Source organism: Streptomyces sp. NBC_01549 (assembly GCF_026339955.1).
Classification (GTDB): Bacteria; Actinomycetota; Actinomycetes; order Streptomycetales; family Streptomycetaceae; genus Streptomyces.
On sequence record NZ_JAPEPW010000001.1, the window covers coordinates 2,312,653 to 2,327,398 of the forward strand.

A 14,746-nucleotide genomic window follows, 5' to 3' on the forward strand; every position below is an offset into this window, starting at 1 on the left:
CAGCATCCGAAAACTTCGCGGCGATATGTACGGAAATGAGCGCATGTACGGGAATGAGCGCTCTACGCCCCGAACGCCTTGCTCTTCCCCTTCACCGGCTTGGCGCCCGCGAGGAGATGGGCGGGCACGAGGTCCCGGGCGGGCTCGCTGTACCCCACGGACACGATCTTGTCGCCGCGGTAGGTGAAGGTCGTCAGGGACGCCAGCGTGCACTGCCGCTTGCGCGGGTCGTGCCACAGCCGCCGCTTCTCCACGAAGGACCGCACGATCCAGATCGGCAACTGGTGGCTGACCACCACCGCTTCATGCCCACGGGCCGCGTCCTTGGCGGCGTCCAGCGCCCCCACCATCCGTACGACCTGATCGACGTACGGCTCGCCCCAGGACGGCTTGAACGGGTTGACGAGGTGCTTCCAGTTCTCGGGCCGCCGCAGCGCCCCGTCCCCCACCCCGAAGGTCTTCCCCTGGAACACGTTGTCGGCCTCGATCAGCCGCCCGTCGGTGTCGAGGTCGAGACCGTGCGCCTTCGCGATGGGCGTCGCGGTCTCCTGCGCCCGCTCCAGCGGGGAGGCGACGACATTCGTGACGTCCCGCTCCGCCAGGTGCTCGGCGACCCGCTCGGCCATCTGCCGCCCGAGCTCGGACAGGTGATAGCCGGGCAGCCGCCCGTACAGCACCCCGTCCGGGTTGGCGACCTCGCCGTGCCGCATGAGATGCACGACGGTGATGTCCTGATCGCGCCCCTGTGTCTGATCCCGCATCTGATCCTGCGCCTCCCGCGCCTGATCCCGCGTCTGATCCTGGCTCATGCCGTGGCCTCCGCCGCTGCCCTGGCCGCCGCCGGAAGGGCGTCGGCGATCCGCTGAATGGCCCGCTCGTCGTGGGCCGTGGACACGAACCACGACTCGAAGGACGACGGCGGCAGATAGACGCCCTGCGCCAGCATGGCGTGGAAGAACGCGGTGAACCGGAAGGACTCCTGCGCCTTCGCGCCCTCGTAGTCGCGCACCTCACGCCCGGTGAAGAAGACCGAGAACATGTTGGAGGCGTTCTGCAGCCGGTGCGCCACGCCCTCCTTGCTCAGCGCCTCCGTGACCAGCCCGCGGATCTCCTCGGAGACTGCGTCGACCTTGTCGTACGCGGCGTCGTCGAGCAGCCGCAGCTGGGCGAGCCCGGCGGCGGTCGCGACGGGGTTCCCGGAGAGCGTGCCGGCCTGGTAGACGGGCCCGGCGGGAGCCAGGTGCTCCATGACGTCCTTGCGGCCACCGAAGGCGGCGGCGGGGAACCCTCCGCCCATGACCTTCCCGAAGGTCATGAGATCCGGACGTACCCCGTCGATCCCGTACCAACCGGCCTTGCTGGTCCGGAATCCGGTCATGACCTCGTCGGAGATGAACAGGGCGCCGTTGCGCGCGCAGGCGTCCTTGAGTCCCTGGTTGAACCCGGGCCGGGGCGGCACGACGCCCATGTTGCCCGGCGAGGCCTCGGTGATCACACAGGCGATCTCACCGGGGTGCGCGTGGAACGCCTCGTTCACGGCTTCGAGGTCGTTGTAGGGCAGGACGATCGTGTCGGCGGCCTGGGCGCCGGTGACACCGGGGGTGTCGGGCAGCGCGAAGGTCGCCACCCCGCTCCCCGCCGACGCCAGCAGCGAGTCGACATGCCCGTGATAGCACCCGGCGAACTTGATCACCTTCGACCGCCGGGTGAACCCGCGGGCGAGCCGGATGGCGGACATGGTCGCCTCGGTCCCACTGGACACGAGCCGGACCTGCTCGACGGGCTCGACGCGGGCGACGATCTCCTCGGCGAGCGCGACCTCGCCCTCACCGGGGGTGCCGAAGGAGGTACCGCGCGCGACGGCCTCCTGGACGGCGCCGATGACGTCGGGATGCGCGTGCCCGAGGATCATCGGCCCCCATGAACACACGAGGTCGACGTATTCCCTCCCGTCGGCATCGGTCAGGTATGGACCGTTTCCGGACACCATGAAGCGGGGCGTACCGCCCACGGCGCGGAACGCGCGCACCGGAGAGTTCACGCCGCCGGGCGTGACGAGGGCCGCACGGTCGAAGAGGGCCTGCGAGACCGGTGCCTCATAGGGATACGGCGCGTGCGCGGTCTCCCCTGTCTGGGGTGACGTACCGCCGGAGATGTTGTTCGCCTCTGCCATAGCGTTCAGCGTACGGCCCGGCGTCCGCCAGTCCGGCCCTACCCCGGGGCGCCGGAACAGGTCCGTACCGGGTCAGGCCCGCACCGTACGGCGTTGCCGCGGAGCAACCCGGACCAAGTTCGCCCGCACGGTCGGCTCTGCTCCCGCGAATGTGACCGTAGCTCGCTCCGTGACCCGGCAGCCACGCCGGACACCTCCGCGATAGGCGGCCTTGGTGACAGTGATCCGGTCCACGACCAGTGTGATCAGTCTGCGCCGGTCTTCCAAGGAGGCACCGTGCCACCACAAGCCCGGCTCCGAGGAGTCCATACCGCCACCCGGCGAGAGCCAGTCGGAGAACTGCTCGGATCGCGGTTCGGCCCCGTCCGCGCCCGAGCCGGCGATACACGAATCCAGTCTGCCCAGACGTTCATCGAGCGCCCTCTTGTCGGCGAGGAACCTCCGGCGCCCGACGCTCCCGCTGTAGATCCCACCGTTCAGGTCGTCATAGAGGCGCTCCAACTCATCGGTCACAAGCACGCGTTCGGACAGTAGGACACCCCGCTCGCCACGTCGCGCCGCGTCGGCCGCGCGGTCGGCGCCCTGGGCGAAACGACGAGCGGCCTCCCGCAGCACACCCTGCGCGTCAGAGGCATCGGCACTGGCCGTGAACACGTCGAGGATGCGACGCACCACGTGGGCGTCGAGTGCCTCCCGCTGAATGGTGCATCCTCCCGCATGTTGCCCCGCTTCCACCGTCCCCGGCGGCCGTGAGCACTTGTACCAGTCGCCCGAGCGGGTCATCGGCCTGCCGCATTCGCAGAACAGGAGCCCGAGGCCACTGAGCAGGGCCTGGACGCGCGACTCCCCCTTCACACGCCCGCGCTCGGAGAGCCACTCCTGCAGTTCGTACCACTGGGCGGGAGGGATGATCGGCTCGCAGATCGTGACCGGCTCATGGCTCTCGGGGTCCCTGACAATCCGGTAGCCGCTCTGTGTGCGGGTCGGGGCGCCGTCCTTCCCCACCCGGTACAGCGGTTCCGCCGCGAAACCGGCGATGCGCGGATCCGACAGGACACGCTTGACCGTCGCGGACCGCCAGGGACCGCCGCCCCGGGCCGGAACCTCCCGTTGGTTGAGCCAAGCCAGTACCGAATTGATGGAACCCGGCCGCGCGCTCTTCTTTCCCTCATGAGGTCGGCTCTTGTGGCGCAGGACCTGTTCCACCATGCCCCGGACCACGCTCGCTTCGTCCGTACGCGCACTGTCGGGTGCGCTGGGCCGCAGCGTGCGGACGGCTACCGTGACGGCCCTGCCCTCGATATGGCGGACCTCGGTGCGCGCCACGCTCACCAGGCCATACGGTGGCGCGCCCCCCGCCCACCCTCCGAACTCCTTGGCTACGCGCTTGCTCCGAGAGATGGCATCGCCCCGGTTCCTGCTGTCCTGATGCGCACTGTCCAGTCGGGAGAGCAGTCGGCCCAGGTCGGCCGCGCTGTCTGGCGAGAACACACCCTCGGTGCATGAGGTGATGGTGACACCCAGGCCGAAGAGTTCGGTGACGATCGGGCCCGTCTCCGTCGAACTCCGTCGCGAGAGGCGGCTGACGTCGAAGACAACGATCTCCTGGATCCTGCCGGTCCTGCAGTCATGCAGGAGGCGGGCGAAGTCCGGACGCTCAGCACCAGACGCGTACCCGGACACCCCGATGTCGCGGTAGTGGCCCAGGAACACGCAGCCGCGCTCCACCGCTCTGGCCTTGGTAGCCTCGTCCTGGGCTTGCGGGCTGGCCTCGGATTTGTCCGTATACCCTGCTGCCACGCGGCGTTTCCGCGCCGCTCCCCCCTCTTCGCTGGTCATGGCGGGAACGTACTACCTAAAATCCATGAAGGCGCCGTTCTCGGGGATAGTTCACCCCGCAGGGTTGGGGCTGGCCCTCGGCGACGGACAAGTGTTTCGGCGTACGTTTCGGCGTGCGGCCGTGGGGGAGGTCACTGTCACGATGATCGGGTTGCGTGGCGGGGGTCGCGCGCCTTAGAAAAGCAGTCGGGTGGAGATATGCATCGCGGTGGCGGACTGGGCGAGGGGACCGATGACCTCGGTCCTCGGCGTGCCCGGCGGGGAAGGCACCGGCGCGAGGCGGAGGAAGCGGCCGAGGCGCGGCGGACACAAGGGTCGCCGGGCTCTCCCGGATCTCCCGGATCTCCCGGATCACCCGGATCACCCGGATCACAGGGGTCGCAAGGATCACAGAACGATCCTGAGCGGATCGACCCGTCGGGCCGTATGGACGGTATGGACTACACGGACCGCGGGGCAGACCGGCTCAGGGCAGGAAGCGGGAATGGTGGCCGGGTGGGGGTGACCTACAAATACTTCGGCGCGCCGGACGGTGCGACGGCGGCCCGCGTGCCGATCTCGATGCGCCCCGAGGAACTCGGCGGCGACGAGCTCGGCATGAACGGCATGTTCACCAAGATCAAGCCGGAGACCATGGCCGCGATGGTCCTCACCGGCATCGAGGGCGTCCCTCTCCACAAGGTCCCGCCCCTGGAACTGGTCGTCCTCCACCCCGACTACGCCGTCGTGAAGCTCCCCATGACCGTCGTCGACCCCCTCCGGGGCATCGGCGAGGAGGCGGTAGGAGCGGCGGCCTTCATCTGGTCGACCGTCCCGGACCGCGGAGGCCCGCGGGACGCCTTCAACGTGTACCAGCTCCTCCACGAATGGCAGGATTTCAGCCACCGTCTGCACGAGGCGGGGCACCAGCCGTACTGCCTGGTGTGGCCCTGATCTCCGGTTCTCCGTGACACGGGCGGGGCTCGCGGTCCCGCCCGGGGGCGGCCCGACAACAGGCGCGCCACTCGGGACCGGTGAATACTGAATTTCATGCGCATCGATTTCGACCCGGAGGCCATGGGCGGCGCCGCCTTCTACCGGTTCCTCACCTCGGTCGTCATCCCGCGTCCGATCGCATGGATCTCCACCGTCACACCGGACGGCTCCACCGAAAACCTCGCCCCGCACTCCTTCTTCAGCATCGCCAGTACGGACCCGCCGGTCGTGCAGTTCACCTCGATCGGCCGCAAGGATTCCCTGCGCAATGTCGAGGACACCGGGGAGTTCGTCGTCAACTTCTCCACCGAACCGTTGCTGCAGTTGATCAACGCCACGGCCACCGACTTCCCCCGGTCGGTCAGTGAATTCGACTACGCGGGAATCGAGCGCGAACCGAGCCTGCATGTCCGACCACCCAGAGTGGCGGCCTCCCCCGTCGTTCTGGAGTGCCGTTCGCACACCACCCTGCGTATGGGAAACGCCACCCTCGTCTTCGGACGGGTCCTCCACGCGGCGGTGCACGAGGACCGCATCGTCGACGGCCGCCCCGGCTCCGAACGTCTGCTCCCGCTCACCAAGCTCGGCGGGGACGAGTGGGGCACGCTGGGAAAGGTCCTGCACCTGAACCGCATCCCCTACGAGGAACCGCGGCCTTAGGCCGGGTCCGGGTCCGGGTCCGGGTCCGGGTCCGGGTCCGGGTCCGGGTCCGGGTCCGGGTCCGGGGACACGGTCACCGTCACAGCCACCCGTTGCGCTTGAACCCCCGGTGGATGACGAAGCACGCCACGGCGATCACCGTAAGGGCCAGGGGGTAGCCGAAGCGCCAGTGGAGTTCGGGCATGTGGTCGAAGTTCATGCCGTAGACGCCGCACACCATGGTCGGTACGGCGACGATCGCGGCCCAGGCGGTGATCTTGCGCATGTCCTCGTTCTGGGCGACGGAGACCTGGGCGAGGTGGGCCTGGAGGATGGAGTCGAGGAGGGCGTCGAAGGCCGTGATCTGTTCGGTGACCCGCGACAGATGGTCGGCGACGTCGCGGAAGTACGCCTGGATCTCCGGGGCGATGAGGCGCATCGGCTCGCCCGCCAGGAGGTTGAGGGGACGGCCGAGGGGGACCACCGCGCGTTTGAGTTCGAGGAGCTCACGCTTGAGCTGGTACATGCGGCCGGCGTCGGCGCCCTTGGCTCCCCGGGGTGAGAAGACGGACGTCTCCACCTGGTCGATGTCGTCCTGGACGGCGTCCGTGACGGTCAGGTAGTCGTCCACGACGTGGTCGGCGATGGCGTGCAGCACCACGGCCGGGCCCTTGGCCAACTGCTCCGGCTCGGCTTCCAGGTCCTCGCGCAGGGGGCCGAGAGAGCCGTGCCGTCCGTGCCGTACGGTCACCACGAAGTCGGGGCCGGCGAAGACCATGATCTCGCCGGTGTTCACGACCTCGCTGGTGGCGGTCAGTTCGGCGTGTTCGACGTAGGAGACCGTCTTGAACACGGCGAACAGGACGTCGCCGTACTGCTCGACCTTGGGGCGCTGGTGGGCGTGGACCGCGTCCTCGACGGCGAGCGGGTGCAGGCCGAACAGTTCGGCGGCCCGGGCGAACTCCGTCTCGGTCGGCTCGTGCAGCCCCAGCCAGACAAAGCCCTGGCCGCCGCGTTTGCGGACGCGGGCGACAGCCTCCTCGACGCTGGGCGCGGCCTCCTGACGGACGCCGTCACGGTAGATGACGCAGTTGACGACGGCCGAGCCGAGCGGGGAACGGGCCGGGTGACTCAGGTCCACCCGGCGTCCACCGCGTGCCAGACGGGCGACTTTGCGCAGGTTGCCGACCATCGACATGCGGTACTCCTTCCCCGGATTTCCCGGAACGGACGGCCAGTGTGCCAGTAGGGGGTAAGCCCGACGTCAGAGCCCGGTTCCAGCCTGCGCCCGGCGCCCGCCGCTCTGGCGGTGTCAGGGAAGGGAAGTGTCATGAATCACGGGTCGTACTCGCCTGGGAACCGCCCGGTGGTGAATGAGCGACAACCCCAGGCCCGCGCTGTACGGAGTGCGGTACGCGCCCCGGCTCATCGGCCGCCCCTCCTGCGCGCCACCCCGCCTCGTCACCGTCGTCGGCCGGCACTGCGAGGCCGGCGACGTCCTCGCGGACGAGGTGGCGCTCCCCGGCGACGTACGCCCCGGCGACCTCCTCGCCGTCCCGGCGGCCGGCGCGTACCACCTGTCCATGGCGTCCGGTTACAACCTCGTGGGCCGCCCACCGGTGGTCGCCGTCTCCCACGGCATCGCGCGCGTGCTCGTACGCCGTGAATCGCTGGACGACATGAGCCGCCGGGACGTCGGCCTGTAGGGCCCCTCTTCGGGATCCCCCTCTTCGGGATCCGGCCCTGGCGCGGCGGCCGGTTCAGAGGCTCAGCCGGTACGGCACCACGCAGACGACCACGTCCGTACGGGCCCGCAGCGCGGCGGCGAGGAGCAGGCCGCGCTGGTTCTGGAGGATCTGGTAGCGACGGTGGAGGGGCTCCACCTCGGGGATGAGGACGGCGATCTGCCGTCCCTCCTCCGCCGCCCTCCCGACGTAGTCGACGATCGGTTCCACGAGCGAGCGCTGCGGGCTGTCGACGACGTCCAGGCGTACGCCCGGGTTCCAGCGGTCCCAACTCTCCCTGAGTGCACTGACCTTGGCCGGGTCGGCGTGTACGGCGACCGCGACCACCTCCTGCCCGAGGGCGCGGGCGGCCGACAGCGCGTGCTGGGTGAGCCTGCTGACCTCGCCGACCGGCACGATGACGAGGGAGTCGCCGAGGCGCACCGGCGGCGGGACCTCACCCAGCCCGAGTTCCCGGCCGACCACCGTGTAGTAGCGCTGGACGCGGGCGAAGAGCAGCATCAGCAACGGAATCGCGACGACCACCACCCAGGCCCCCTCCAGGAACTTGGTGGCCAGCAGGACGACTCCCGCCACGGCGGTCAGTACCGCGCCGACCCCGTTGAGGGCCGCGCGCCGCAGCCAGCCGTGCGGACGCCGCCCCGCCCAGTGCCGTACGAGCCCGATCTGACTGATGGTGAAGCCGGTGAACACGCCGATCGCGAAGAGCGGGATCATGCGGTGGGTGTCGGCGTTCACGGCGATCAGGAGAACCGCCGCGAGCAGGGCGAGGGTCATCACGCCCCAGCGGTACACAGGCCGTTCCGCGCGCAGCCCGAAGAGGTGCGGCAGTCGGTGGTCCTTGGCCAGCAGGCTCATCAGGACGGGCAGACCGCCGAAGCTGGTGTTCGCGGCAAAGGCGAGGGCCAGGGTGACGATGAGGTTGGTGGCGTAGTAGGGCCATCCCGTCCCGTACGCGCCCGCCGTCAGCTGCGAGAGTACGGTCACGCCGCCGCGCGGGGCGACATGGTCGCGGCGGATCAGCAGGGCCATGCCGATGAGCATCAGGCCGAGCAGCGCGCCGAGCATCAGCTCGGTGCGCTGGGCGCGTTTGACGCGGGGTTCACGAAAGGAGGGCACGCCGTTGGCGATGGCCTCGACTCCGGTGAGCGCGGAGCAGCCGGAGGAGAACGCCTTGAGCAGCAGGAAGACGCTCAACGCCTCGGTGGCGTGGACGGACTGGAAGGTGCCGACGACCGCCACGGGATGGCCTCGCACCAGGCCGAGTACGACGATGCCGAGGATGCTCACGATGAACAACGCCGTGGGCAGCATCAGCACCCGTGCGCTCTCGGCCACACCGCGCAGGTTGACGGCCGTGAGCAGGGCGAGCCCGATCAGGCAGACCGCGAGCAGGTGCGAACCGAGCACCGGGAACGCGGAGGCGAGGCTGGCCGCGCCCGCCGCCAGACTGACCGTCACGGTCAGCACGTAGTCGACGACGAGGCTGGCCGCCGCGAGCAGGCTGACGGTCGGTCCGAGATCCTTCTTCCCCACCGCGTACGCGCCTCCGCCGTCCGGATGCACGGCGATGACCTGTCCGTACGACACGACGAGCACCGCCAGCAGTCCGGCGATGACGAGCGTCACCGGGAGCGTGGCGGACAGCGCGCTCGTCCCGGCGGCGATCAGTACGAGCACGATCGCCTCGGGGCCGTACGCCACCGAGCTCAGCGCGTCCAGGGAGAGCGCGGCGAGCCCCTCGATGCTGGTCAGGTGGTACTTGTCGCCCTCCCCGTGCCGCAGCGGAACTCTTGGCCGCAGTTCGCGGCGGGCCAGGCCGTACGCCATGGGGGACCTCGCGGGGGTGGGGGGGTTCTGAGGTCAGTGTGACCGGCGTGGTGCGGTGTGGAGGGGCAAGGACGCGCCCGGACCGCGGCGGACCGAAGGTGCGGGGCGCGCAGTCGTGTCGCCGCCGATCGGGTAGTACCCGAGATGCGGTGCGGGCCGGGTGAGGGCCGCTTGTCCCTGACGAAACGGCAGGTCAGTGCAGTCTGACGAGTCATCTGTTGGCCGAATGGGCCTGGGTGGGCGTGGCCTCGGGGTGCGCCAGGTGAGCGGCTCGAGTGGTGCGCGGAGCCCGGCGGACTGACGGTGGATCACGTCAGGGTCGGGTTCTCACGAGCTGACAAGGTGTCAGCTGCCTGGCTGCGACGGAAGGACTCCGAAGATGCGATCTGCCCGCATGCTCCTCGCCACCGCGACGGCCACGGCCGCCCTCGCGATCGGCGCACCAGGCGCCCTCGCCGCCACGGCGGGTGACGGGAGCCACGACGACTCTTCCTACAGCAGGGAACACGACAAGGAGAGCAAGCACGACAAGCCGAACGGCGGGGTGCACACGGGTGGCGGAGCCCTGACCACCGTGCGCGGCGAGGACTCGAGCGGCAACGACTCGGGCTCCGACCATGGCAAGAGCGACTCGTCGGACTCCGGACAGAACAAGAAGGGCGACTCGTCGGACTCCGGACAGGGCAAGAAGGGCGGCGGCTCCGACCACGGCAAGGGCAACTCCGACTCCGACTCCGACTCCGGCTACGGCTCCGACTCCGACTCCGGCTCCAAGCACGGGCACGGCAGGCCCCGCGGCGGCATGCACACCGGTGGCGGCGCCCTCAGTCTCGTGCGCGGCGAGGACTCGAGCGGCAACGACTCGGGCTCCGACCGTGGCAAGGGCGACTCGTCGGACTCCGGACAGGGCAAGAAGGGCGGCGGCTCCGACCACGGCAAGGGCAACTCCGACTCCGACTCCGACTCCGACTCCGGCTACGGCTCCGACTCCGACTCCGACTCCGGCTCCAAGCACGGGCACGGCAGGCCCCGCGGCGGCGTGCACACCGGTGGCGGCGCCCTCAGCGCCGTACGCAGCGACGACTGGAACAAGGACGACGAGAAGTTCGACCCGGAGACCTACAAGGACAAGAACAAGGACGACTCGGGTTCCGACCGCGGCAGGGACGACTCGGACTCGGAGCGCGACAAGCCCCGCGGCGGTCTGCACACGGGTGGCGGTGCGCTCGCCACGCCGGGGACGAAGGCCGGTGGGCTGGCGGTCCTGGGCCTCGCCGGTGCGGGTGCCTACTTCCTGATGCGCCGCAAGCGTGCGGCGGACGGCCTGTCCTGATCCATGCCTGACGACATAGCAGCCCGGGCCGCCTCCTGCGCACAGTGTGGCGGCCCGGCTGGTTGCCCCCGTGCCGCGCCGGCTCCGCCGCCGTAGTCCAGCGAGTTGTCCCGTACGTGTTCCAGTGAGGTGGTGCCCGATGGCATCCCGGTTGTCCTCCCCTGTCGAGCCCCAGTCCGTGACGCCGCTCCAGGGCGCCCGGCCCGGCATGCCGTTGTACGTGTGGTGCGCCGGAATCATGCTGCTGGCGCTGAGCCTGTTCGGCGGCCATGGCAAGCCCTCCGGCGCCTCCGACTTCTCGGCCAAGCCCCATGCCGAGGCGGGGCTCTCACCGTCGTCCTCGGCCGGCCCGCCGACGGGCAAGCATCTGCCGCGGTCCGAGCCGACGCGGCTGCTCATCCCGAAGATCGGCGTGGACGCCCCGTTCACCGAACTGGCCGTCGACGCCACGGGCAAGCTCCAGCCGCCGCCCGCCAACGACACGAACATGGTCGGCTGGTACGCCAAGGGCGTGTCCCCCGGTGAGCCGGGGGCCGCGATCATCGCCGGTCACGTCGACACGACCACCTCCGCCGCCGTCTTCGCCGACCTCAGGGAGTTGGAGCCGGGCGACCGGTTCACCGTGAACAGGGCCGACGGGCGCAAGGCCACCTTCGTGGTCGACAGCGCCGACACCTTCGCGAAGGACGACTTCCCCGACAAGCGCGTGTACGCCGACACCCGCGACGCCGAGGTCCGGCTGATCACCTGCGCCGGCGACTACGACCACTCCGCGAGGGACTACACCGAGAACCTGGTGGTCTTCGCCCACCTCGTCTGAACACCGTGCTCGCGCAGGGGACCGATCTGCCAGCCGTGTGCCTCGCACGTGTCGAGGACGCCGGGCAGGGCGGCGAGGGTGACGCGCCAGGAGTCGGGGGCCGAGGTGCAGTCGGAGTCGTGGAGCAGGATGGTGCCGCCGCCAGAGGCATGCAGGGCCAGGCCCGCCTCGCGCCGCGCCCGGCCGCGCGGGCCGTGGAGGAGTTCGGTCAGGGTCGGCGCCAACTGGTCGGGCTCGCGGATCCAGGGGGCGAGGCCCGCCTCGTCGAGCGCGGCGGCGTTGGTCCGGCCGTGCCCGGGTATGCAGCGGTAGCTGACGACCGGGAGTCCGCCGGCGAGCGCCTCCAGCGACGTGAGCCCGCCCGCGTTCTGGACGAGCACGTGGCACGCGTGCATCAGGCCGGGCATGTCGTCCACCCAGCCGTGGACATGGGCGACGCCGTCCGCGCGCAGCCGTTCGGCGAGCGCGTGGCGCACGAGCAGGGCGCGGCGGGCGTCACCGCTTCAGCCTTCCCCAGGACACACCGCTCGTCCTGCTGGTCGCGGGTTCGTGGGGAGTCGGGCCCGTCCGGGAGGCCGCCGGCATCGACGCCTCGACACCGGGGTCGCGCTGCCGGTCGTGGGCGACGAAGTCGCGGGCGAAGCGCCGAGGCGTAGCCTGAAGAAGAAAACGGGGGAAAGGGGCGGGCCATGACCAGTCGTTTGCTGATGCCGTGCCGACGTGCGGGAGGCGACCCGGTCGCCCCGGGGACCGAACCCGTACGCGGGTCCACGCATCCCACCCCGATCCTCGACTGGACCCACCCGAACGTCACCACCCTCGTTGAGCGGATCCCCAGGGAAGACACCGCCCGCGACTCACTCCGCGTGGCGCACGGGATCATCGCGCGTGAGGTGCGGCCGGTGTACTCGGTGGACGACCTGCGGAGCGCCTCACGGACGCTGGCGCTCGAGCGGGGCTCGTGCAGTCAGCGCATGGCGGTGCTGGAGGCCGTCGCACGGGCCATCGCCGTACCCACGCGCGTGCGGGGGCTGCTCGTCGACGGAGTCTTCTGGTATCCACGGTTCCCCCGGCTCAAGCCGCTGGTCCCGGAGCGGGTGCTGCTCGCGTGGCCCGAGTTCCTGCTGGACGGTGACTGGGTGCCGATCGCCGAGCTGTTCGGGACCCCGGACGAGATGAGCGCGGCATCCGGCGGCTTCACCAACAAGGGTGGCGAGACCCTCTTCGACGCCGTGGCCCGTACGGCGGTCGCCTGGGACGGCCACGCCGCCGCGAGCTGCGACGGCGGCCCCGGAGCCGTCTGCGACCTGTCCGACCACCTCCGCCTCGACCTCGGTCACTTCACCTCCCGCGACGAACTCTTCGCCCGTCACGGCCAGACCCTGTGCCTCCCGGCTCGCACCCTCGCGGAGCCGGTGCTCGGGCGATGGGCCGCGGGAGGCCGGGCCGCCCGGCCCGCGTAACGGCAGCCCACGCTTCTTGTCGCACCCCCGGGTCCTGGTCGCCAATCGGGGTTGGAGTGAGCGACTGACCGACCAAGCCGGGGAAACAGTGCGGGCGACGAACGGGTGGGGCGGCACACCTTGCCGCCCCACCCGTGGAGTCGTCCGGTCAGCGGACCGCTTCCGCCGCCTTCTCGATGACGCGGGTGACGGCGTCCGGCTGGGACACGGTCACAGCGTGGGAGGAACGGACCTCCTCGACGTGGGCGTTGGCGCGCTCGGCCATGTAGATCTGAAGCTCCCGGGGGATGTTCAGGTCGTCGGTGGCCACCACGGACCAGGACGGGATCGTCCTCCAGGCGGGTTCGGAGGCACCTTCGTTGAGAGCGGTGCCGGTCGCGGGACGCTGGGTGACCGCCATGGTGTCAGCGATGCTCGCGGGGACATCGGCGGCGAACTGGTGGTGGAACACGGTCTGGTCGATGTAGAGGTCGACGTCCTGGGAGCCGTCGGGCCTGGTGATCGGAACCGGGCGCAGAGCCTGGCCGAGCGTGCTGCCCTCGAACTTGCTCGCCAGCTCATTGGCGTTCTCGCCCTTGTCGGGGAGGAAGGCGGCGGCGTACACGAGTGCCTTGACATTGTCGCAGCCGTGGGCGGCGTTGCTGATCACCGCTCCGCCGTAGGAGTGCCCGACAAGGACCACCGGTCCGTCGATGCCGGCCAGGAGGTCCTTGACGTAGGCGGCGTCGCCGCTCAGCGAGCGCAGCGGATTCGCCACGGCCACCACCGGGTACCCGTCCTCCTTCAGCTTCTTGATGACGCCGTTCCAGCTGGAGGAGTCGGCGAACGCGCCGTGGACGAGTACGACGGTGGGCTTGCGGTCCTGCATGGGAGGGGTGCCTTTCGAGGTAGAGGTTCGAGGTGCTGCGGTTGAGCCGCGGAGAACTCTCAGTTGCCGTGCAGTGCGGTGCGCAGGGTGTGAATGGCCAGCTCCATCGCGACTGTCGTGGCCTGGGTGGGCCGGAGGGGGTTGAGCATCATGAAGTCGTGCAGGATGCCGTTGACGCGGATGCTGGTGGTGGGAACACCGGCCTGGGTCAGCTTGCGGGCGTAGGCCTCGCCCTCGTCCCGCAGCACGTCGTTCTCGTCGACGATGACGAGCGCGGGCGGCAGGCCCCGCAGCTCCTCCAGGCTCGCCCGCAGCGGCGAGGCGGTGATCTCCGCCCGCTGGGCGGGGTCGGTGGTGTAGCAGTCCCAGAACCAGGCCATGCCCTTGGCCGAGAGGAAGGGGCCGTCGGCGAACTCCCGGTAGCTGTCGGTGTCCTGGCCCGCGTCCGTGACGGGGTAGTACAGCGACTGGTGCACGAAGGTCACGTCCCCGCGCCGCTTGGCCATGAGGGTCAGTGCCGCGGTCATGTTGCCGCCGACGGAGTCACCGGCCACCGCCAGCCGGGAGACGTCCAGGCCTTCCCCGGCGCCCTTCTCGGTGATCCACCGGGCCGTCGCGTACGCCTGCTCGATCGCGACCGGGTACCTGGCCTCCGGCGAACGGTCGTACTCGACGAACACCACGGCGACATTCGCCCCGACGGCCAGCTCACGCACCAGACGGTCATGGGTGCCGGCGTTGCCGAGGACCCAGCCGCCGCCGTGCACGTAAAGGACGACCGGCAGCGTGCCCTGGCCACCGACGGGCTTGACGATGCGTACCCGCACATCACCCACCTCGGCGGGCACCGTGATCCACTTCTCCTCCACGTCCAACTTCGCCACCGGCGCCGCCTGCAGGTCGTCCAGGACCTTCCGGGCACCCTCCGGGCCGAGCTCGTACAGGAACGGCGGCTTGGCCGTCGCCTCCGCGAGCTCCTGCGCCGCGAGCTCAAGAACGGGCTTGGTCATCACTTCACTCCTTGGGTCGGCAGGCTTTTGTCCGCTTTTCCGCTTTCACCC

12 protein-coding genes and 2 pseudogenes are annotated in these 14,746 nt (G+C 70.1%); 6 read left to right on the forward strand and 8 right to left on the reverse strand.

The features are described 5' to 3' along the window. Window positions 1-62 precede the first annotated feature (62 nt). The 3 genes from OG819_RS10105 to OG819_RS10115 all read right to left on the reverse strand — a co-directional run bounded on the left by OG819_RS10105 (window position 63) and on the right by OG819_RS10115 (window position 4,012). Window positions 63-761 (reverse strand): histidine phosphatase family protein, encoded by a 699-nt coding sequence (locus tag OG819_RS10105; RefSeq protein WP_266652646.1) that lies wholly within the window; start codon window positions 759-761, stop codon window positions 63-65. A 44-nt stretch (window positions 762-805) separates the two neighbouring features. Then, the gene (gene hemL / locus OG819_RS10110; RefSeq protein WP_266627367.1) at window positions 806-2,173 is read right to left on the reverse strand and encodes a glutamate-1-semialdehyde 2,1-aminomutase; all 1,368 of its coding nucleotides are present in this window, start codon (window positions 2,171-2,173) and stop codon (window positions 806-808) included. A gap of 72 nt (window positions 2,174-2,245) precedes the next feature. Continuing rightward, complete coding sequence (locus OG819_RS10115; protein WP_266649013.1) at window positions 2,246-4,012, reverse strand: recombinase family protein; 1,767 nt, start codon at window positions 4,010-4,012, stop codon at window positions 2,246-2,248. Between the two features lie 495 nt (window positions 4,013-4,507). Here OG819_RS10115 and OG819_RS10120 point away from each other — a divergent pair, with 495 nt between their 5' ends. Continuing rightward, window positions 4,508-4,945, forward strand: coding sequence for a hypothetical protein (locus OG819_RS10120; protein ID WP_003974483.1), 438 nt, complete (start codon window positions 4,508-4,510; stop codon window positions 4,943-4,945). A gap of 96 nt (window positions 4,946-5,041) precedes the next feature. Further along, window positions 5,042-5,647: a flavin reductase family protein gene (locus OG819_RS10125; RefSeq protein ID WP_266627363.1), complete on the forward strand. Its 606-nt coding sequence runs from the start codon at window positions 5,042-5,044 to the stop codon at window positions 5,645-5,647. Between the two features lie 79 nt (window positions 5,648-5,726). Here OG819_RS10125 and OG819_RS10130 read toward each other — a convergent pair whose 3' ends face one another. Further along, entirely contained in the window at window positions 5,727-6,824 is a 1,098-nt protein-coding gene (locus OG819_RS10130) for a magnesium and cobalt transport protein CorA (RefSeq protein ID WP_266627361.1), read from the reverse strand. Between the two features lie 175 nt (window positions 6,825-6,999). On the opposite strand from OG819_RS10130, the pseudogene OG819_RS10135 reads away from it, so the two are divergent. Further along, a pseudogene (locus OG819_RS10135) lies at window positions 7,000-7,332 on the forward strand (diaminopimelate decarboxylase); the annotation flags it as partial. Window positions 7,333-7,386: 54 nt separating this feature from the next. Here the strand turns inward: OG819_RS10135 and OG819_RS10140 are convergent. Continuing rightward, window positions 7,387-9,201: an APC family permease gene (locus OG819_RS10140; protein ID WP_266649015.1), complete on the reverse strand. Its 1,815-nt coding sequence runs from the start codon at window positions 9,199-9,201 to the stop codon at window positions 7,387-7,389. A gap of 379 nt (window positions 9,202-9,580) precedes the next feature. Here OG819_RS10140 and OG819_RS10145 point away from each other — a divergent pair, with 379 nt between their 5' ends. Together OG819_RS10145 and OG819_RS10150 are read left to right on the forward strand one after the other, a co-directional pair. Further along, on the forward strand, window positions 9,581-10,534 hold the full coding sequence (locus OG819_RS10145; protein WP_266649017.1) for a hypothetical protein: 954 nt from the start codon (window positions 9,581-9,583) through the stop codon (window positions 10,532-10,534). A gap of 139 nt (window positions 10,535-10,673) precedes the next feature. Next, window positions 10,674-11,354: a class F sortase gene (locus tag OG819_RS10150; RefSeq protein WP_266627351.1), complete on the forward strand. Its 681-nt coding sequence runs from the start codon at window positions 10,674-10,676 to the stop codon at window positions 11,352-11,354. Here OG819_RS10150 and OG819_RS58555 read toward each other — a convergent pair. Beyond that, window positions 11,315-11,818: pseudogene (locus OG819_RS58555) on the reverse strand (glycosyltransferase); the annotation flags it as partial. The gene OG819_RS10150 and the pseudogene OG819_RS58555 overlap by 40 nt on opposite strands. A gap of 225 nt (window positions 11,819-12,043) precedes the next feature. On the opposite strand from OG819_RS58555, the gene OG819_RS10165 reads away from it, so the two are divergent. Further along, entirely contained in the window at window positions 12,044-12,817 is a 774-nt protein-coding gene (locus OG819_RS10165) for a transglutaminase domain-containing protein (protein WP_266627349.1), read from the forward strand. Window positions 12,818-12,965: 148 nt separating this feature from the next. Here the strand turns inward: OG819_RS10165 and OG819_RS10170 are convergent, their stop codons facing one another. Beyond that, window positions 12,966-13,685: an alpha/beta fold hydrolase gene (locus OG819_RS10170; RefSeq protein WP_266584648.1), complete on the reverse strand. Its 720-nt coding sequence runs from the start codon at window positions 13,683-13,685 to the stop codon at window positions 12,966-12,968. A gap of 59 nt (window positions 13,686-13,744) precedes the next feature. After that, complete coding sequence (locus OG819_RS10175) at window positions 13,745-14,695, reverse strand: alpha/beta hydrolase (RefSeq protein WP_266649019.1); 951 nt, start codon at window positions 14,693-14,695, stop codon at window positions 13,745-13,747. Window positions 14,696-14,746 lie beyond the last annotated feature (51 nt).

What these genes read in the sequence shown, in the direction of transcription:
- OG819_RS10105 (WP_266652646.1), bottom strand. Translation starts at nt 761, where the DNA reads ATGCGGGATCAGACACAGGGGCGCGATCAGGACATCACCGTCGTGCAT.
- hemL (WP_266627367.1), bottom strand. Translation starts at nt 2,173, where the DNA reads ATGGCAGAGGCGAACAACATCTCCGGCGGTACGTCACCCCAGACAGGG.
- OG819_RS10115 (WP_266649013.1), bottom strand. Translation starts at nt 4,012, where the DNA reads ATGACCAGCGAAGAGGGGGGAGCGGCGCGGAAACGCCGCGTGGCAGCA.
- OG819_RS10125 (WP_266627363.1), top strand. Translation starts at nt 5,042, where the DNA reads ATGCGCATCGATTTCGACCCGGAGGCCATGGGCGGCGCCGCCTTCTAC.
- OG819_RS10130 (WP_266627361.1), bottom strand. Translation starts at nt 6,824, where the DNA reads ATGTCGATGGTCGGCAACCTGCGCAAAGTCGCCCGTCTGGCACGCGGT.
- OG819_RS10140 (WP_266649015.1), bottom strand. Translation starts at nt 9,201, where the DNA reads ATGGCGTACGGCCTGGCCCGCCGCGAACTGCGGCCAAGAGTTCCGCTG.
- OG819_RS10145 (WP_266649017.1), top strand. Translation starts at nt 9,581, where the DNA reads ATGCGATCTGCCCGCATGCTCCTCGCCACCGCGACGGCCACGGCCGCC.
- OG819_RS10150 (WP_266627351.1), top strand. Translation starts at nt 10,674, where the DNA reads ATGGCATCCCGGTTGTCCTCCCCTGTCGAGCCCCAGTCCGTGACGCCG.
- OG819_RS10165 (WP_266627349.1), top strand. Translation starts at nt 12,044, where the DNA reads ATGACCAGTCGTTTGCTGATGCCGTGCCGACGTGCGGGAGGCGACCCG.
- OG819_RS10170 (WP_266584648.1), bottom strand. Translation starts at nt 13,685, where the DNA reads ATGCAGGACCGCAAGCCCACCGTCGTACTCGTCCACGGCGCGTTCGCC.
- OG819_RS10175 (WP_266649019.1), bottom strand. Translation starts at nt 14,695, where the DNA reads ATGACCAAGCCCGTTCTTGAGCTCGCGGCGCAGGAGCTCGCGGAGGCG.